This is a genomic window from Planomicrobium okeanokoites (genome assembly GCF_003428875.1).
In the GTDB taxonomy this organism is placed as follows: Bacteria; Bacillota; Bacilli; order Bacillales_A; family Planococcaceae; genus Planococcus; species Planococcus okeanokoites.
Genome location: NZ_QQRS01000003.1, coordinates 328,045 through 347,308, shown reverse-complemented (window position 1 = coordinate 347,308; position 19,264 = coordinate 328,045). Strand labels below are relative to the sequence as shown.

18 protein-coding genes are annotated in these 19,264 nt (G+C 43.6%); 7 read left to right on the top strand and 11 right to left on the bottom strand.

Translation table 11 applies throughout. The features are described 5' to 3' along the window. Nucleotides 1-230 precede the first annotated feature (230 nt). Nucleotides 231-1,151: a cysteine synthase A gene (cysK, locus tag D2910_RS09655; protein ID WP_117313357.1), complete on the top strand. Its 921-nt coding sequence runs from the start codon at nt 231-233 to the stop codon at nt 1,149-1,151. A gap of 102 nt (nt 1,152-1,253) precedes the next feature. On the opposite strand, the gene D2910_RS09650 is transcribed toward cysK, so the two are convergent. Further along, nucleotides 1,254-1,535: a hypothetical protein gene (locus D2910_RS09650; RefSeq protein ID WP_165850166.1), complete on the bottom strand. Its 282-nt coding sequence runs from the start codon at nt 1,533-1,535 to the stop codon at nt 1,254-1,256. Nucleotides 1,536-1,964: 429 nt separating this feature from the next. Here D2910_RS09650 and D2910_RS09645 point away from each other — a divergent pair, with 429 nt between their 5' ends. Together D2910_RS09645 and D2910_RS09640 are read left to right on the top strand one after the other, a co-directional pair. After that, nucleotides 1,965-3,104, top strand: coding sequence for a CapA family protein (locus D2910_RS09645; RefSeq protein WP_117313355.1), 1,140 nt, complete (start codon nt 1,965-1,967; stop codon nt 3,102-3,104). 47 nt (nt 3,105-3,151) lie between these two features. Further along, nucleotides 3,152-3,781 carry a GyrI-like domain-containing protein gene (locus D2910_RS09640; protein ID WP_117313354.1) on the top strand — a complete coding sequence of 210 codons (630 nt, stop codon included), beginning with the start codon at nt 3,152-3,154 and terminating at the stop codon, nt 3,779-3,781. A 13-nt stretch (nt 3,782-3,794) separates the two neighbouring features. On the opposite strand, the gene D2910_RS16900 is transcribed toward D2910_RS09640, so the two are convergent. Together D2910_RS16900 and D2910_RS09635 are read right to left on the bottom strand one after the other, a co-directional pair. Beyond that, complete coding sequence (locus D2910_RS16900; RefSeq protein ID WP_158241213.1) at nt 3,795-3,950, bottom strand: glycine zipper domain-containing protein; 156 nt, start codon at nt 3,948-3,950, stop codon at nt 3,795-3,797. A gap of 99 nt (nt 3,951-4,049) precedes the next feature. Then, nucleotides 4,050-4,916 carry a YitT family protein gene (locus tag D2910_RS09635; protein WP_084242671.1) on the bottom strand — a complete coding sequence of 289 codons (867 nt, stop codon included), beginning with the start codon at nt 4,914-4,916 and terminating at the stop codon, nt 4,050-4,052. Nucleotides 4,917-5,330: 414 nt separating this feature from the next. Here D2910_RS09635 and D2910_RS09630 point away from each other — a divergent pair, with 414 nt between their 5' ends. Together D2910_RS09630 and D2910_RS09625 are read left to right on the top strand one after the other, a co-directional pair. Beyond that, nucleotides 5,331-6,548 (top strand): EAL domain-containing protein, encoded by a 1,218-nt coding sequence (locus D2910_RS09630; RefSeq protein ID WP_101803605.1) that lies wholly within the window; start codon nt 5,331-5,333, stop codon nt 6,546-6,548. A gap of 300 nt (nt 6,549-6,848) precedes the next feature. Continuing rightward, nucleotides 6,849-7,913: an LLM class flavin-dependent oxidoreductase gene (locus D2910_RS09625; RefSeq protein ID WP_084242673.1), complete on the top strand. Its 1,065-nt coding sequence runs from the start codon at nt 6,849-6,851 to the stop codon at nt 7,911-7,913. 49 nt (nt 7,914-7,962) lie between these two features. On the opposite strand, the gene D2910_RS09620 is transcribed toward D2910_RS09625, so the two are convergent. From D2910_RS09620 to D2910_RS09610, 3 genes are all read right to left on the bottom strand, one after another. Then, a complete protein-coding gene (locus D2910_RS09620; RefSeq protein ID WP_117313353.1) occupies nt 7,963-8,832 on the bottom strand; it encodes a PPK2 family polyphosphate kinase in 870 nt (289 codons plus the stop codon). Nucleotides 8,833-8,982: 150 nt separating this feature from the next. Then, on the bottom strand, nt 8,983-9,732 hold the full coding sequence (locus D2910_RS09615; protein WP_240633592.1) for a phosphatase PAP2 family protein: 750 nt from the start codon (nt 9,730-9,732) through the stop codon (nt 8,983-8,985). A 120-nt stretch (nt 9,733-9,852) separates the two neighbouring features. Then, entirely contained in the window at nt 9,853-11,049 is a 1,197-nt protein-coding gene (locus D2910_RS09610; RefSeq protein WP_372868456.1) for a M14 family zinc carboxypeptidase, read from the bottom strand. Between the two features lie 350 nt (nt 11,050-11,399). On the opposite strand from D2910_RS09610, the gene D2910_RS09605 reads away from it, so the two are divergent. Beyond that, complete coding sequence (locus D2910_RS09605; RefSeq protein ID WP_240633598.1) at nt 11,400-12,245, top strand: GNAT family N-acetyltransferase; 846 nt, start codon at nt 11,400-11,402, stop codon at nt 12,243-12,245. Nucleotides 12,246-12,299: 54 nt separating this feature from the next. Here D2910_RS09605 and D2910_RS09600 read toward each other — a convergent pair whose 3' ends face one another. The 5 genes from D2910_RS09600 to D2910_RS09580 form a co-directional block, all read right to left on the bottom strand. Next, a complete protein-coding gene (locus tag D2910_RS09600) occupies nt 12,300-13,358 on the bottom strand; it encodes a Gfo/Idh/MocA family protein (RefSeq protein ID WP_117313350.1) in 1,059 nt (352 codons plus the stop codon). 10 nt (nt 13,359-13,368) lie between these two features. Next, complete coding sequence (locus D2910_RS09595; RefSeq protein WP_084242678.1) at nt 13,369-14,343, bottom strand: ABC transporter permease; 975 nt, start codon at nt 14,341-14,343, stop codon at nt 13,369-13,371. Beyond that, nucleotides 14,336-15,850, bottom strand: a complete 1,515-nt coding sequence (locus D2910_RS09590) for a sugar ABC transporter ATP-binding protein (RefSeq protein WP_117313348.1) — start codon at nt 15,848-15,850, stop codon at nt 14,336-14,338. Before D2910_RS09590 ends, D2910_RS09595 begins: the two co-directional genes overlap by 8 nt. Nucleotides 15,851-15,927: 77 nt before the next feature. After that, nucleotides 15,928-16,896 (bottom strand): substrate-binding domain-containing protein, encoded by a 969-nt coding sequence (locus D2910_RS09585; RefSeq protein WP_084242680.1) that lies wholly within the window; start codon nt 16,894-16,896, stop codon nt 15,928-15,930. Between the two features lie 114 nt (nt 16,897-17,010). Continuing rightward, a complete protein-coding gene (locus tag D2910_RS09580) occupies nt 17,011-18,000 on the bottom strand; it encodes a LacI family DNA-binding transcriptional regulator (protein WP_117313347.1) in 990 nt (329 codons plus the stop codon). Nucleotides 18,001-18,197: 197 nt separating this feature from the next. On the opposite strand from D2910_RS09580, the gene D2910_RS09575 reads away from it, so the two are divergent. Then, entirely contained in the window at nt 18,198-19,166 is a 969-nt protein-coding gene (locus D2910_RS09575) for a sugar phosphate isomerase/epimerase family protein (protein ID WP_117313346.1), read from the top strand. The last annotated feature ends 98 nt before the right edge of the window (nt 19,167-19,264 follow it).

Sequence of the window (19,264 nt, the reverse complement as noted above, 5' to 3'; positions counted from 1 at the left end):
GCCTCCGATTCATTTATTGAATCTAGTATACTATTAATTAACAAATAAAGGTATATTAATTAATCAAAAGTCACAACTTTTTATTTTTTCATAGGTCTAATTTCTAAATTAACGCTTCTGCCCCGAATTAATCTGATTTATAAACCATAGGATTTGTCGGGTTTAGTAGAGGTATACTACAATTAGAGGATTCCATACAATTAATAACTGAGGAAAGGTTGTTTGAAGTTATGAAACCAGTAGATAATATAACTGATTTGATCGGGGATACACCTGTCGTAAAATTGAATAGAATAGTGCCAGCCGGTGCCGCTGACGTTTACGTCAAATTGGAGATGTTCAATCCTTCCAAAAGCGTCAAAGACCGCGCAGCCTTTAATATGATCAAAAATGCAGAAGAACAAGGTATTATCGGAGAGGGCGCTACGATCATCGAGCCGACCAGCGGCAATACCGGAATCGGTCTTGCTATGGTGGCAGCTGCCAAAGGCTATCGGGCCATTCTGGTCCTTCCAGACAACGCCACAAAAGAACGCATTAACTTATTGAAAGCTTTCGGTGCTGAAGTCGTCCTTACACCGGATCATGAAAAAATGCCAGGTGCCATAAAAAAGGCTGTCGAATTACAAGCAGAGATTCCCAATAGCTTCATCCCACAGCAATTTGAAAACAAATCCAATCCGGATATACACCGAACAACCACCGCTCTGGAAATTTTGGAGCAAATGGACGGCAAGCTGGATGCCTTCGTCGCTTCCGCAGGAACTGGCGGCACCATTACAGGTACCGGAGAAGCATTGAAAGAAAAGCTTCCGGATCTTTATATAGCCGTTGTTGAACCGAAAGGCTCCCCTGTTTTATCAGGCGGCAAACCTGGCAAACATAAATTGGTTGGAACTAGCCCCGGCTTTATTCCTGAAATCCTGAACACCAAGATTTACAATGAAATTTTTGCCATCGAAGATGAAGATGCCATCAATATATTCCGGCGGGTTGCACGTGAAGAAGGTATTTTCGTCGGTCCTTCCGCTGGCGCCACCATTTATGCGGCAATCGAGATTGCGAAGCGGCTCGGTACAGGAAAGAAAGTTTTGTGCATCGCGCCGGATACCGGGGAGCGTTACCTGAGCATGAACCTTTTCGAAGAATAAACAAAAGATTCCACTTCTATATAGAAGAAAAATAAAAATGCCGAAACCTCCATGAGGTTTCGGCATTTTAACTTCTTATTAAACAGCAATGGGAACTGAAATCTATGGCGAAGTAATAAATTTCACATGTTCATAAGTGAGCAGCTTTTTGAACTTCGCTTTTTCATTATCATCTTTGATGAGTTTTTCTACATTATTGGACAAACCCAAATAACGGGTCACTTTTCGATTATTCCAGATAAGGTGATTATAACGGAAATCGTCTTCCAATTCAGCGAACCACTGATCGCTCTTTAAAAGACGGATGTTCTTTTCCAAGCGCTTTTTCGGTGTAAAAAAATAAGACGATACTTCAACTGCCATCTCCAGTATTAATTCCACCAATCCACTCACCTCTCCGCCTGCTTTCATCCATCAAATATACATTTTCTATAATTATTTCCAGTATACTATATTTTCAAAAAAATGGAACTGTTTCTCCTAAATTCTTTCTTTTTTAAGATTCTAATACATACAGCGATTCCATATAGGAACAGATTCAAGCCAAAATCCCTCTTTAACTGAACCAGCCAAAAGAAATTAATATTCTCTTTCTCTAATATAAGTATTATTGGCTATATATTACATTTTTAAATAGATATTTTGAATAAAAAGAACTAGTAAATGCATCACTTATGTTGTAGGATATTAATAAACATCTATTTGAATATTCTTTTTTTAATAATATTTTATTTTATCGTGAGCAGCTAATCATGCCTTCAAGGGAATTATGCGCCTAACTGACCATATCCAATAATTTGGAGAGTGATACTGATGAAGCCCATTCGCTTTTTTATCTATGTTTCTGCGCTGATGAGTGTGTTGCTGCTTGCCGGGTGCTTAGCTGTCAAGATTCCCGCAGCTCCTGTTTCAGTGGACACAGTTTTTGAAACAAGAAATACGACACCAGCCATCCCTGGCTTTTCCCGGACACGGACCGTATCGTTATCAGCAGTGGGTGATATTTTGATTCACGGCACAGTATATGATTCAGCCAAAACCGAGGACGGATATGATTTTATCCCGATGTTCGAGAAAGTTAAACCGTTTCTGGAAAATCCCGATATCACCATTGCCAACTCGGAAAGCATCATAGGCGGAGCTGAAATTGGTTTATCCAGCTATCCTTCGTTCAACAGTCCTTATGAAGTTGGTGACGCTCTGAAGGACGCCGGTGTTGACGTTGTCGCTATGGCGAATAACCACACTCTCGACCGTGGAATTTCCGCCATTGAAAACGCCGCCAGTTATTGGGATTCAATCGGCATGATCCGGACAGGTTCTTACCTTTCAAAGGAAGAACGTGATGAAACAGCAGTCATGACTGTGAATGATATTACATTCTCTTTTCTGTCGTACACCTATGGTACGAACGGAATAGCTACTCCTGCCGGCAAAGATTATCTGGTGAACAGGATTGATAAGGAATTGATCAAATCAGATCTTCAGCATGCAAAAGAACATTCGGAAGTTGTTGTGCTGAATTTACATTTCGGTGATGAATATCAGCCATTCCCTAACACTTACCAGACGGACATCGCCCAATTCGCTGCTGAAAACGGGGCAGATATCATCCTTGGCCACCACCCGCATGTGCTGCAGCCGCCTGCTTGGATCGAAACATCTGACGGTCGGCAGGTTTTCGTCATTTATTCGCTTGGCAATTTCCTGTCAGGGCAAAATGAGATAGCGAGGCAAATTGGCACTATTTTTTCAATTGAAGTGGAAAAGAAAAGCGGACCTGATTCTTCTGAAATCACATTGAAGCACCCTTCCTTCACCAATACTTTTGTTAAAAACAAAGACTATAGCTGGTTTGAAATCGACTTGCTGAAAAATGTCCATCCGGATTTGAACGAAGAAGTCAAAACACATTTATCAACCTGGATCACTGATTTGGATTTTATTGAATGAACCGTAATACTTTCCGCTACGATTCCAGAAGAAGACAGGAGGATTTTATGAAACACGAATGGCGAAAAGCTGAGAAGGAATTGTATCTGCCGCAAACTTCCCCGGTCCTGGTTCAAATTCCGAAGCAGCGTTTTTTCATCATTCAAGGAAAAGGTGATCCGAATGGCGAGGATTTTGAGAAACGGGTGGAAACGCTTTATTCATTGACCTATGCCATTCGCATGATGCCTAAGAACGGTTTCATCCCTCCTGGTTATTTTGACTATACAGTTTATCCGCTTGAAGCAGTTTGGAGTTTAACTGATAGAGGGCAGAGGATGGATACGCTTGATAAAAATGAGTTCCTGTATAAATTGATGATCCGCCAGCCCGATTTTGCCGACAACGGCACAATACTCAAGGCATTTGAAATCGCCGGCCGCAAAAAGCCCAGTGAGTTATTGAATGAAGTGATGTTCGAAGAAATTGAGCAAGGAATGTCAGTGCAGATCCTGCATGTCGGCCCTTATGATGAAGAACCCGTGTCTTTTGAAAAGATAAGCCGCTTTCTTGAAGAAAACGGGTATCAGCGCAGCAGCAAGAAACATCGTGAAATCTATTTGAATGATTTCCGTAAAACTGCCCCTGCCCGTTTAAAAACTGTTCTGCGCTGCCAGATAGAAAAAATCTCACCATAAAAAGCCGCCCATATTATTTTGTATTCGATTTGCCGCTGAAAAATCCTATTCCACCGCCGAGAATAACACCGATCGCAATTCCGACAGCCAAATTATCCATTGCCAGCCCAATGACGATACCGAGTGCGATTCCGACACCCATACCAAGCGTCGTATTAGATTTTTCCACTATTAAAATCCTCCTTCTGCTATTACTCAATGCATTATTTACGCATCAATTCATGGAAAGTTTCTATTTTCAGGATAATAAAAGAAAAAACCGCTGCAATTAAGCTGAGCGGCTTTCTCCGGCTAAGCCGGGTGTCTTTTTGAAATTATCATCTTTCCGGAAATTCCCCATTACTTCCATCGTTTCATTGATGCTGACAAAGGCATTGGGATCGATCGATTTGATCAACGGACGTACAAATGCCAATTCATAACGGGAAATCACAGTGTAGAGAACCTTGACTTTATTGCCTGAATAAGCGCCTTCGCCATCCGTTACGGTAATGCCCCGGTATAGGCTTTCAAGCAATTTGTTCTTAACTTCATCACCTTTGCCGGTAACGACCATGAGGCTGAGCTTGATATGGCGTGTATGGATCCGGTCAACCACAAGGCCTGTGATATAAATCGATGCCATCGTATACATCGCGAGTTCCCATGAAAAGATGAACCCCGATATGAAGACGACCATACTATTTAGTGAAAAGACCATAAATCCAAGCGGTATATCACGTTTCATCGTCAACAGTAATCCGACAACATCAAAGCCGCCTGTCGATCCATAAAAGCGGATGATGAAACCGACGCCAATGCCAACCAGCACTCCGCCGAATACGGACGACAGCAAAGCGTCTTCGGTCACTTTCATAACGGGAATGTACAGCATCGAGATTGAAGTGACAGCAACAGAGTAGATGCTGTTTGCGATAAACAATTTGCCCAGCTTCATCCATCCAAGAATCAGGATCGGGACGTTCAAAATGATCAGCCAGATCCCCGCGTTGACAGGCGTCATTAAACTGAAAATCATCGCTACCCCTGTAATTCCGCCTGACAGGATTTCATGGGGCAATAAAAACATATTGAATGCGAATCCGAGTAAAACGGATCCCAGAAAAATAATTAGCGCGCTATAAACTTTATCCATACAAATTCCTCGTTCCTTTAATAAGATCATTGCCTTTGAAGGCCAATAAAAAAAGCCGCGCAGCTGTCTGCAGACTTTTTGGCAGTGCATGACATGCAACACTTTCCTGACACAATGTTTCAAATTATAGGCAAAGCTGATGTGCTTTGCAAGCTTTACCGTTCAAACTTTCACAGGTTTTTTTATAAGCGGTTTTTCAGGGCATTAAGACATATGGAGTTTCCATTTAACAGGTTTACCAACTGTTCATTGCAGGAGAAAATGGTTGAAATACAGAATAGGATTCATAGACCTGATTAAGTATTCAGGAAGTTTTCACATTCCCTTTTTACTGCAGATTACCCAGATCCATCACAATATACTGATACCCCTTTTTCAGAAAGCGGATGTTTCGAGCCAAAGGAGGCAAACGATATGGACCCATTGCTGGTTCTTGAAAATCTTCAAAATGTAAAACCTGTATTCCAGCCGATTGTCAGTGCTGTCAAACATACCATTATCGGATACGAAGTGCGTGGCAGGTTCAAACACAACGGCGAGTGGCTAAGCCTGGGTCATTTTTTTCAGAATCCGGATGTGCCGGATGAGTTTAAAGTTGAAGTCGATACCCACCTCCTTAAGCTGGCGATGGCCGAAATGCTGGATAACGGCAACGGCTGCAGACTATTTCTCTACCGCGATGCCAAGCAATTGCTGCTTAATGGCGGTGAGGAATTCATCAGTACACTGCAGGAATTTGAAGCAAAAGGATTTTCCCTTAAGCGGATCGTGCTGGAAATCACAGAGCACGCATTCGAAGAGGATTTTGAATCCCTCAATCACCTTTTGCTGTATTACAAAACCTACGGAATCCAAATAGCTGTCGATCACGTGGGTGCCAAAAGCTCCAACATTGACCGCATCCGTCAATTAAAACCTGATATCCTGAAAATCGACACGACAGTCATCCGCACCAATCGACCGGATGTTTTCCAGGATATCGTCTATTCCCTTTCCCTGCTGGCACGCCGCATAGGCGCCAAGCTGTCCTACGAACATATCGAAGACGATTATCAGCTTCAGTTTGCGTGGAAACATGGGGGCCATTATTACCAGGGGTATTACCTGGCAAAACCTGATTTCAATCTGCTGTCCAATAATTCACTTCAGGTAAATGTGGGCGAAAGCATACAAAACTTCATCGACATGGAAAAATCATTATTGGCAAAATGCCTTGAATTTTCAATTGCATGCGAAGATATCTTGAAAAAGGCGGCCCCGGGATGGTCTGGTCCAGAGTATGCAGATGACTTTTTGAAACTATTGGAAGGACCGTTTGACCGTGAAAGCTTCAGGATGTATATCTGCAATTCCAATGGCCAGCAGATTTCTTCCAATTATCAAAAACGGGGAGATTACTGGCAAATTGAAGCTGAACATAAAGGCTCCCATTGGGCTTTCCGTCCTTATTTCCTCGAAAACATCATGCGAATGAAAAAATGGTCCAAAGGAATTTTATCTGATACGTACTCAGATATTGAGACCGGCGATATTGTCCGTACTTTCAGCTATCCTTTGTCTGCGGACAGTTTTCTTTTTATCGATATCAGCAGCGGTTTCCTATACGACAATGATTACCTGCTGCGCCAATAAACGAATGGTTTATTGTTCCCATGCATCAGGGTAAAGAAAGGTTATCAGCCAAGAAGGTGGGATCCTTATGCGCATGTCCTGTATGGGAAGTTTAATCATATCCATAATACTGTCCATTATCCTGACGATTATACTGAACCTGTTGTTCTTCTAGGGCCGCAGTAAAAATATTCTTGCATATGAAGCCGCTTCTTCTGTTAAAGGAAGCGGCTTTTTTGCATTCTTCATGTAATATCCGAGCACGAATTCAGCATCTCCTGAAAACTTATTGCATAATAGATTCCAGAAAGGGTGTTTCATTTGGAAAAATATCGCATCAATCAGAAGAAAGGGTTGGAATTCGGTCTGTACACATTGGGCGACCATATTCCAGATCCACACACTAAAGAGAGAATACCCGCCGGCCAGCGGCTGCATGAAATTATTGAGTTGGCAAAGCTTGCTGACGAAGCTGGACTGGACTTTTTCAGTGTCGGTGAAAGCCATCAGGAGTATTTCACAACACAGGCCCATAGCGTTGTGCTCGCCGCCATCGCGCAAGCAACAAACAATATCAAGATTGCAAGTTCTTCCACCATCATATCCACATCCGATCCGGTTCGTGTGTTTGAAGATTTTGCAACGATTGACCTTATCTCCAATGGGCGTGCAGAACTGGTAGCCGGAAGGGCATCACGTATCGGCCTATTTGAACTGCTCGGCTATGACATCCGTTATTATGAAGAATTATACGAAGAGAAATTCGAGTTACTGCTGAAAATCAGCCAGGAAGAATCGCTCGATTGGAACGGCCGTTTCCGATCACCTCTGCGTGATGCTGAAGTGATTCCTCGTCCTCACGGCGGTACGATGCCAATTTGGCGCGCTGTCGGCGGCTCACCGCCAAGCGCCATTAAAGCCGGACATGCGGGTGTTCCGATGTTCCTGGCAATGCTGGGTGGTCCTGCGGTAAGTTTCAAGCAAACCATTGATGCATATCGCGAAGCGGCTGACGAAAACGGCTTCGACTCCGCCGCTCTGCCCGTTGCCACTGCCGGCTTTTTCCATGTGGCTGAAACTAGCCAGCAGGCGCTTCAGGAATATTATCCCCATATCAATGAAGGGATGAAAGTGACAAACGGCCGTGGTTTTCCTGAATATCAATTCATGCACGGTGCTGACAGCCAGAGTGTCATGAATATCGGCAGTCCTCAACAAGTCATTGAGAAGATACTCTATCAGTACGAATTATTCGGCCATCAGCGCTATATCGGCCAAATGGATTTCGGTGGCGTACCTTTCGATCGTCTCATGAAGAATATCGAAATCATCGGCAACGAAATTTTACCGGCCATCAGAAAATATACAGCACAAAAAGAAGATTGAAAAAGGCTGTCCGGAAAACTCCGGACAGCCTTTTCTCAATCAACAGCACTTATTCTTCGCCTTCCGCTTCCAGCTTCTCGATATATTCATTAAGCTTATCCTGTTCTTCATCACTGATTACCGGAAACTGCGGATCCAGTTCGGATAAAAGATTATTCATGACTTCCGCTATTATATACCTTGAATATTGCTCATTGTCGGCAGGAAGCACGTACCAAGGCGCGTACTCTGTTGAAGTGTGGTTCAGCATATCTTCGAAAATTTCCTGATAATCATCCCAATGTTCGCGTTCTTCCACATCACTGAATGAGAACTCCCAGTTTTTCTGCGGATCTTTCATTCGCTCCAACAATCGCTTACGCTGCTCTTCTTTTGAAACGTTGAAGAAGAATTTCACTACAGGAAAACCATTCTCGCTTAAATACCGTTCAAAATCATTGATCTGGCGAAAACGGGTTTCCCATATTTTTTCGTCTATGAGTTCATCAGGCAATGGTTCTTCTCCGAGAAGGTCATGGACTCTCGGAGCGATCACTTCTTCATAATGTGACCGATTCAAAATGCCGATTTCCCCTCTCGCCGGCAGGCCATCATGGATACGCCAAAGGTAGTCATGGCCCAGCTCTGTTTCAGAAGGTTTCCCGAGTGTCAGTGTCTTCAAGCCCTGTGCATTCAAATTCGAAAAGATATATGAAATTGCCTCATCTTTGCCTGCCGCATCCATTGCCTGCAGGACAACCAGGATGCCTTTTTCTTCTTCGGCATTCAATTTCAAATGGAGATCTTTCAACTTCTCGACCGCCTTTGGAATCAATTCCTTTTCAAGCTCTTCAAGATCATAGCCCTTATCATCAGAGGTGCCAAAACCTTTCAGCTTTATCTTTTCATCAGGTTTGATCCGATATTTGTCGATATACATCTTAAAGCCCCCATCCTATTTGTTGATATCCGTATGACTTCCCCACTTCCCGATTCGTCAGTGGAGCATCTCGATTCAATCGATTGTAAAACTGGAAAAGAACCGGTACACAGCAACCAGCATCTGCGATGGTTCCATTCCAGTGCCTCATTATCTTTTCAAATTGCCTGCTTTGCCTTTTGCCATGCGCAAGCCGGATTTCAGCATATTCCTCAACCCTTTGACCGGTCTGATATGGCTGCCTGTCTGCCAGGAGATCCACTCCAGAGCTGTCAGACACAGAAGCAGCCATATGATGCCAGCTATGTAGCCTGCCGCAACATCACTGGGAAAATGGGCGCCAAGATAGATGCGGCTCGTACCGATCAACACGACCAGCACGGCAAGGCTAATGGAAACTGCCCATTTAATCCACTCTTTTTGTGGCCCTCTGATAATCAGGAATATGACAAAACCGTAAAAGATCAGCGAGCCCATTGAATGGCCACTTGGAAAACTGAAACCGACCGCATCAATTTCCTCATTGATCGACGGGCGTTCCCTGCCGTAGAAATGCTTAAGAAGAGTAGTCAACAGGCCACCCCCGCCAACTGCTATGATGAAGAACAGAGCTCCCCATCTGTCTTTCCCCTTGAACCACAAGGCCAAAACGATGATCAATGACAGCGTCCCCAGAAACCAGACTGATCCCAATTCAGTGATAAAAACCATTATCAAATCCATCGTGTGGCTTTGATTCACTAATATAAGATTTATGATAAAGCTGTCGAATATACCGAATTCCTGGCTCATCACCTCATCTGCCAATTCTGCAAACAAGACGATGAATAGGCCAGCAATCGCTAATCCTCCCAACAACAGCAGCAGCGCTATGCCGACTTTCGTGTTTTCTTTAACCACCAAACCGCTCCTCGCATCCTTTTTATAACTATTCATACCCGGATTCAAGCTTCATTAGTCGCTAATTCAACGAAAACAGAAAAAGCCGCCGATATAAACCGGCGGCTTTTCCTTTCATATTTAATTGGATGGACGGTATGCCGTCAACGGGATGTCTTCATAATCTTCCGGATTGAGATCATTCACTGAACCATCAGCAACGCCTTCAATGATTGCGGAAAGTCCACGCTCGACAGATTTGGATAATTGCCCTTTTTCTTTCTGGCCCATCATCTGTGTCTGTCCTCTGACTTCAAATAGGACTGTCCCGCTGCCATTCAGCGCATAAGAACCAAGTGCAGTTCCTGGAAGATCCAGGCCCTGCGAATAAAGTGAGATGTTCGTGAATTTCGATTCACCGTACGACTGCAATTCGTTATAAGCCAATAGATTTAACTGGCGTGAAAAATCATAATCGTAGGTGTCAGCGTATTCGGCGTATTTTGCACCTTCAGGCGTGTTTGGATCTGGAACGAATTGGGCTGACAATGACAATGTCACCGGATCTGGCGTGCCATCTACATAGTAGAGTCCTTGGTGGTGTAGATCGACGAACACATCGACTTCGCCAAATTCATCCTGCAGTGATTTGTAAACATCGCGGGACGTTTGCGATTCAGGAGTGATGAACCAGCCCGGCTGATCGGATGAACCTGGGAAATCCGCCGCTTCCGGCACATAATCCAGATCAGGGTTGAAATCCCGGTTTACATCAAAGCCCGGATTGGCAGCGTAATCATAACTTTGGCTGACGCCGCGATCATAATAATTCCAAGATGGTGATGCCCCCGACAATTGCGGATATGCATCGACCACATCCGACCAGGTCATGCTGTTGCGGCGTTTATCCGCCTCGGATGCATCAGGATTCATCATCGGCATGAAGACGATCGTCACTTCTTCAAGAAGCTCTTTGGTTTGTTTGGAATTATTGGAAAGGCTCTTCAGCAAGTTCAGAATTGCGACTGTCCCTGTTTTCTCATTACCGTGGATTTCGCTTTGGATCAACAGGACTTTATCGCCTGTACCGACTCGTGCTGTATAGATATCAAGGCCATTGAATGATTGCCCCGCAACTTCCACTTGGACTGCGCCTTTGCTTTTCGCTTCCAGCTGCAGCAATGTTTTAGTCAATTCCGCATGATCGATAAATCCTGAAATTCCGTAATCATGATGATGCGTATCCGGCTTCGCTTCATTTTCAACCGCGTAAACCGGCATCGCCAGTGCCGTGCATAATCCCAAAACGCCCAATGTACCCGCCCAATTCTTTTTCAATAAAACCCGCTCCTTTTCCCATTTATTATTTGTGCATCTTTAGATTTTTGCCTCTCCTTTCCTTATGTGACTTAAATTTAAATCAGCATAGCAAAGAGAATTTTAATTGTAAATGTATTTTGAATTTTCAATTCTTTAGTAATGGATATTTTATTTTTTCTATTTTTTTGCAGGACTATAGTACAAGACGCATGTAATTATTTCGACTCCCTAAACACTTCCTTCGTAGTTCGAAGTAATTAAAGATCGGAATTCACTATTTTTCACAGTCTTATAAAATGCGCTATCAATATCAAGCATATATAATTGAATAAATATTGAGCAGCAGGGAGTGTCGAACAGTGGAAAAGATGATTCGCCCTTTAACGAAAGAAGATCTGCCGAAATTGAGAGCAATGGAGACCGGTATCGATGACGATTACGTGATCCGTGTATTCGACCGAATTTCGACGGGGAACAATAAACTTTTCGGACTTTTTGCAAACGATCAATTAGTCAGTGTGGGCGGCTTGTCCATATTCGCCAAACAATATGCGATGCTCGGACGCATGCGCAGCGATCTCCGCTTCCGCGGCAATGATTTATCAACCAGTTTAATGTCTCAGGTGCTGGATGAAGCTTTCAAGCTCCCTGACATAAAATGGGTCGGCGCCAATACACAGGAAGAAAATATCCCTGCCCAGCGTGTGCTGAAAAAAATCGGTCTCGCTGAGAAGCATATCAGCTACGGGGCGTCGGCTTTAAATATTTCTTCACTGAAAAGCGGCGGCACTCCCTGGGAGAGACTGGAGGATGTATCAATGAAACGACAATGGCTTCGCAAATTATTCGTTGAATCTTCAGCTGTTTTTCCTTATGAATGCTATTATCCATTCCCGGCATCCGAGGAAATGTTTGAGGATAGACAAATTGCCGATTGGAATTTTTTTGTGAACCCCAAAGGAGATCGGGTTTTGATTACAAAGAAAGATTTCAAAAAATATTATTACTTGCAGGCAGTCTATCCGTTTGACGATTTGATGGATCAGCCGGGTCTTTGGGAAACAATCGCGCTTGCCCAGGAACAGCTGGCTTCGAAGCTCCGGAAGGACGCACATGTATGGATGGATTTAACAAAGCAGCAAGCTTCCACACTGCCTGATGGCCATCCTTTTAATCTGCCATCGCCCTGGATGCTTTTCGGCAAAGGCAGATAAAGATAAAAATGACCGCAGCACCATTGGGATGCTGCGGTCATTTTACTGATTTCTCTAAGAGTTAATCAAAGATTCTTTTTCAATCTTCACTACAGCAGCGGTTTCAGCCGCTTCCATAATGCCAAGGATCACCTTCAATGCGAGAAGTGCATCTTCTCCAGTCACGAGCGGCGGCTGGTCCAGCCTGATGCTTTCGATGAAAGCGTCAATCACTCCGCTGTTTGTCTGGTTATCATTAGTTTGTATACTTTCCAATTGATAATTGACTTTAATGCCGTCTTTTGTGAGCACTTCTATCTGATAATCTTCACTGTTGTAAATTTTTATAATCCCTTTTTCACAGTAAATGATTGTACTGTTATCTTCTTCCCCGTAGTGTGTCCACGAAAAACTCGCGGTTCCAAGCCTGCCTTTTTTGGTTTTCAGGCTGCACACGATATTATCACTGACTTCGATGGGATTGCCATTTTCATCCTGTTTATCCAAAGTACCATGGAACGCGCTGACCTGTTCGATTTCATCGTCCAGAAGATAATGGATCAAATCGACTTTGTGGATTCCCAGATCTCCAGCAACTCCAAATCCTGAGCGTTCTTTTTTGAAGAACCAGGTGGAATTGGTTTTATTGATCCCCCATTGTTCGGGCCCTGAATGGCCGAATGTCGTCCGGAAAGTCAGGACTTTACCAAGTTCCTCTTTTTCAATAATCTCTTTCGCCTTTTGATGTGCCCGCGTAAATCGCTGATTGTGGTCCACCATCAGTTTTTTTCCTGACTTTTTCTGTGCAGCCACGATTTCTTTCGCATGGTCCACAGTAAGAGAAATCGGCTTTTCACATAAGACATGCTTACCGCTCAATAAAGCTCTAGTTGAAAAAAGGTGATGGTTTTCATTTGATGAACAATCACTGATTGCGATAATATCCGGATCCTCGAATAATTCATCCACTGTGCGGGCGATACTTCCGCCAAACAATTCCACCAATGCTTCCGACCGGTCGAGATTCCTGTCGTAAAAGACTATTTCATCCACATATGGATTTTCTGTGTATTCCGGCGCATGGCGCATTTTTGTAATGGATCCGCAACCGATGATTCCGACTTTCATGCCCATTAGATCACTCCTATTCTCTCTTTTGGAAAACTACTGCAATGATAATGATCAAACCTTTTACAAATCCTTGCAGATAAGGTGAGACATTCATCAAGTTCATCATATTGTTTAGGATCCCAAGTATCAGGACACCAAAAAGTGTGCCGATGATTTTGCCTCGGCCACCGGTCATCCGGGTTCCTCCTATAATCACTGCTGCTATCGCGTCCAGTTCATATTGAGCTCCGGAACTGGAAGAAGATATTGAATTCAATCGGGAAGTTTCAATAACTGCAGCTATCCCGACCAGTGAACCGATCAATGTGTAGACACCGATTTTTATGCGGTCGACTCGAATTGCGGAAAGCAATGCAGCTTTTTCATTGCTGCCAAGTGCGTATACGTAGCGCCCAAAACGGGTCTTGTGCATCAGCATATAGACACCGGCTGTCATCACAAGAAAAATTATGACCGGCACATCGAATATCCATAAATCACTATTGGAAATAGCCGTAAAACCCGCCACTTCCCCGGAGACGCTGCCGCCATCCGCAATATACAAAGCGATTGATCTCGCTGCCGCCATCATTCCCAGCGTAGCGATAAAGGAGGCAATCCTTCCTTTCGCCACCATCAGCCCGTTCAGGAAACCGGCGAAGGAACCAACTAATAATGCGGTAAAAACGCCGACCAGAATGCTTCCTGACGCATTTAGAGCCAATACGGAAATAACACCGGCAAGTGCGAGCACTGAGCCTACCGATAAATCGATGCCTCCTGACAGCATGACAACCGTCATTCCCATTGCAATGATTCCGATAATGGAAACTTGCATCAAGATGTTCAACTGGTTATTCATATCCAGAAAACGGGGACTTAAAATTGCAGAGGCAATGAAAATGATGACAAAGGCAATGATGACACTGTATTCCGACCACAGCCAGGAAAGGCGGGTTTTTGCTGTCGAAGACTTCGGCTTATATTCTTTTGCTTCAATACTATCCAATTTTCTCAACCTCCTTTTTTGAACCAGTGGCATATTGCATAATCTCTTCTTCATTCGCATCTTCCCCATTGAAGCGGGCTGTAATTTCACCGTGATACATGACATTGATGGAATGGCAGATTTTAATCACTTCAGGCGCTTCCGAAGAGAGGACAATGACAGCCTTGCCCATTTCAGACAGCGAAACGATTTCCTGATAGATTTCCTGCTTTGCTCCGACATCGATTCCCTGTGTCGGATTATCAAAGATCAGTATTTCCGTATTTGCCTCCAGCCATTTGGCAATCACCACTTTTTGCTGATTTCCGCCACTCAGTTTGTCAATTGTAATCTGAGGATTGTGGACTTTAATATTCAATAAGCCTTTATAATGCTTGAACCTTTCCTTTTCTATGCTGTCCCGAAGAAACCCCATATTTTCGAAATTCCCCATTGAAGACAAACTCATATTTTGAATTACACTCAAGTCTTTTATGATGGCATTTTCTTTGCGATTTTTCGGCACAAAACCGATTCCGGCTCTTAAGGCTTTTCGCGGATGATCTATTTTTTCTGATTTGCCGTTTATCTTTATCTCTCCGGTATATTTCCTGCGATAGCCAAAAATACTTTCAAACAGCTCTGTCCGTCCATCTCCAGCCAATCCTGTAAAACCAAGAATCTCCCCTTTTCTGAGCGAGAAATTAATGTTTTTGAACAAGCCTTCACTCGACAAACCGCTGATTTCCATTATTACCGGTCCAAAAGGATCCCCATGGACAAAACGTTCCTGCGATACTGCTTTGCCGACCATCATTTTTGTAATCGTCTCAGGGCTTTCCGCATCCATACTCCCTGTTCCGACGACTTTTCCGTCACGCAAAACCGTAAAACGGTCGCATACAGCTTTAATCTCTTTTAATTTATGTGAGATATAGATGATTGAAACCCCTGTTTTCCGCAGATTCCTCATCAGTTCAAACAAACGATCCACCTCATGCTCTGTCAACGAAGTCGTTGGCTCATCCATGATGATCACCCGTGATTTTCTGAGCAGTGCCTTGGCGATTTCGATTAATTGCTTATAGGAAGTATCCAGATTTCGAACGTATTCTTTTGGATCGACGTCCACGCCGAGCGTGGCAAGTACGTCATGTGTCTCCTTGCACATTTCTTCTACCTTCAAGAATCCGATTTTATTGCGCAGCTCTGAACCTAAAAACATATTTTCGTAGACTGTCAGATCTGCCACTACATTCAGTTCCTGATGGATAAAGCTGATCCCTTGCTCCTGTGAAATCCGGGGGTTCAGCATTTTCACTTGTTCACCGTCTATGTAAACAGATCCATTATCGGGCATATGCACACCGCCAAGAATATTCATCAATGTGGATTTTCCGGCACCGTTTTCCCCAAGTAACGCATGGATCTCACCTTTTTCAACGTCAAGATTCACATTCCTCAGAACAGTTACACCATTGAACGATTTATCGATATTCTTCATCGCCATAAAAGGTCCTTCAGTCATCGTGTCCACCCTCCTTATATAGGAAAATAGGAAATACAAGAACTTTGTTGAAAGCCTCGTATTTCCTGAAATTCGTTTTAGAATTTAGATTCCGGATCGTAGTATTCATCAACATTCTCTTCGGTTACTTGGGTAGCCTCTTTGATGACCATCGTTTCTTCTGGCTCATTGCCCTGGGCCAGTTCGCCCGCAATTTTCACTGCGTCTCTGACCATGGTCGGCGAATAAAGGAAAGTCGCTGACATCAAACCATCATTCTGGATATCTTCAAATACTTGTTTCGCTCCTCCTGCACCCGTAACGAATTGAATATCGGTGCGTCCCGCTTCCTTGATGGCCTGCAGAACACCTAGAGCCATTCCGTCATCCTGTGTGAATACCGCATCGATTTCAGGATTTGCCTGCAGGATATTTTCCATTACTTCCAAAGATTTTTCTGTCGAGAAATCTCCGCTCTGCGATGCGATGATTTCCATTCCGTCCTGACCATCAATCGCTTCTTTGAAGCCTGAACCTCGTTGTTCAGTTACTGAACTCGGCGGTCCGCTGATTTCAACAATTTTGCCCTGTCCGTTTAATTGTTCAATGAAATATTCACCTGCGTTGATTCCGATCCCTTCATTGTCCCCTTTGACAACTACGGTAGCGGCGTCGTTTTCAAGCTCCCGGTCAACAATGACCAGCGGAATGCCTGCATCTTTCACTTTTTGGCCAACAGGCGTCAAAGCGGCAGATTCAATAGGGAGCATGACAATTACGTCCACACCTTGTGCAATCAGATCATCCACATCGTTTGCCTGTGTGTTCGGATCTTCAGCATTGGTCATGACATATTCGATGCCTTCACTTTCCTGAAGCTCTTTTGCCTGTTGTTCAGCATTATCGATTAACGCTCCCATCCAGCCATGTGTCGCTGACGGCAATGATATCCCTATCGTCAATGTATCGTCTCCGCTTCCTTCATCAGCAGAACCCCCATCTTCCCCACATGCCGCTAATATCATTGCAGTCGCCAATGCCAATAGTAGAACCAACCATTTCTTCAAAACAATTCCCCCTTTGTTTTAATAAGAGCTCCCCAAAATGTAATCGATTACATTTACATCTAAGGCCAGCGCTCCGACATTAATTTTTTAATAGCAGAGCGCTGGCCTCAATTCTTAACCAGCTGTTGATTCACGGATTACAAGTTCGAAATCCAATACGACACTGTCCACTTTATTGCCACGAATCTTTTCAATCAGCATTTTTGCTGCTGTAGTGCCCATTTTGTACATCGGCTGGGCAACCGTTGTCAGGGTCGGATTCGTCATATTGGAGAAGTCGATTTTGTCGAAACCTACGACCGCCATATCGTCCGGTACGTTCATTCCGGATGAATTGATTTCTTTCAGAGCCCCTATTGCAAGCAAGTCCGATACGGCAAATACAGCAGTCGGCCGGTCTGTGATATTCAAGATCTTCTTCATCGCCTGCTGACCATTTTCAAATTCCAGATCCTTTGTGTAAAAAATATAGTTTTCATTCATTTCAATCCCCTGCTCTTCCAGAGCTCGCTGGTATCCCATCTTTCTTTCCCTGGCATATAGGAATTTTTCATCTGTGTTCATCAATGCAATTTTTTTGTGACCCATTTGCAGCAGATGCTTAACCGCACGGTACGATGCCTCTTCGTTATCGATTGTGACATAAGGGATTCCGATGCCACCCCCATATTCACTGCATTGGATGATGGCATATTTCTCGGCCAATTCCTTTAGCGTTTCCACATTGACCGCGGGGTCCATCGAAATGATTCCATCTGCCATCTTTTTCCTTACCAAGTCAAAATAGATATCCTCCTTTTCCGGATCCGAATCTGTTTCGCATAAAAGAATATTGTAATTATGGCTAATTGCAATATTTTCGATGCCCTTAATGATTTCCAGATAAAAGGGATTGGAGATAGTGGGGATCAGAATCAGGACAATCCTGCTTTCCGAATTCCGGAGATTGCGCCCCAACATGCTTGGTTCGTAATTCAGTTCCTTTATCGCCTCCTCGACTTTCAATTTAGTCTTTCCGGAAACTGTATTTTGGCCGTTCAATACTCTTGAAACCGTTGCTACAGAAACACCTGCGTGTTTTGCCACTTGCTGGATATTCGCCATGTCGATCCTACTTTCCTGGATTTCTTGCATCAGCAATGAAATCGTTTACATTTTTATACTAATATGTTCGGAATTATCTGTCAATGAATTTTTTATCCGAATAAAAACTATTGATTTAACTGAATAAATTATATATGTTAATTATGTAACGGATTACATTACTGTATTTTCTGAAATTTTAAAAGGGGGTTATTTTAATGAAATTGGGCGTATTCACCGTCTTGTTCTCCGATAAAAACTTTGACGACTTGTTAAGCCACGTGTCCTCAAAAGGCATAGAGGCGATTGAACTCGGAACGGGAGGCTATCCTGGGGATTCTCACTGCAAAATCGATAAGTTGTTGGGTGATCCTGAAACACAGCAAAAGTTCAAACAGAAAATCAGTGAGCATGGATTGATGATCAGCGCTCTAAGCTGCCATGCCAATCCGCTCCACCCACAGAAAAAAATTTCTGATGCAGCGGATGAAGTGCTTGTTAAAACTATACAGCTCGCATCTGAACTTGGCGTTCCCGTCGTCAATACATTTTCCGGGTGTCCGGGAGACCATGAAAACGCCCTCTATCCCAACTGGCCGGTGGCTGCATGGCCAAATGATTTCCAGGAAATCCTGAAATGGCAATGGGAACAAAAAATAATTCCTTACTGGAAAGAGAAAAATGACCTTGCAGAGTCATTGAATGTGAAAATAGGCTTGGAACTTCACGGAGGTTTTTCCGTACATACTCCTGCCACTTTACTGAAACTGCGGCAGGCATGTGGTCCGGCAATCGGCGCCAATCTGGATCCCAGCCATATGTGGTGGCAAGGCATTGACCCCGTTGAAGCCATAAAAATTCTTGGGCGTGAAGATGCCATCCACCATTTCCATGCAAAAGATACCATCATCGATCAGGAAAACATGAACCGGAATGGCCTGACTGATATGACAGACTATTCAGCGATGCGTGACCGTGCTTGGTATTTCCGTACAGTCGGGTTTGGGCATGACCAAAAAACGTGGGCTGATATCATCAGTACATTGCGGCTTTACGGCTACGATTATGTTGTAAGCATCGAACATGAAGACGGATTGATGTCTGTTGAAGAAGGATTTACTAAAGCCGTTGAGACTTTAAAACCTGTAATGGTGAAGGAATCGGTTGGAGATATGTGGTGGACTTGAATGATTCTATTAAAAAACCGTTTGCCATAAATAAAATGGCAAACGGTTTTTTGTGAAGAATGAATTTTATTTTACATCTCAAGTTAAGCAATGAAGAA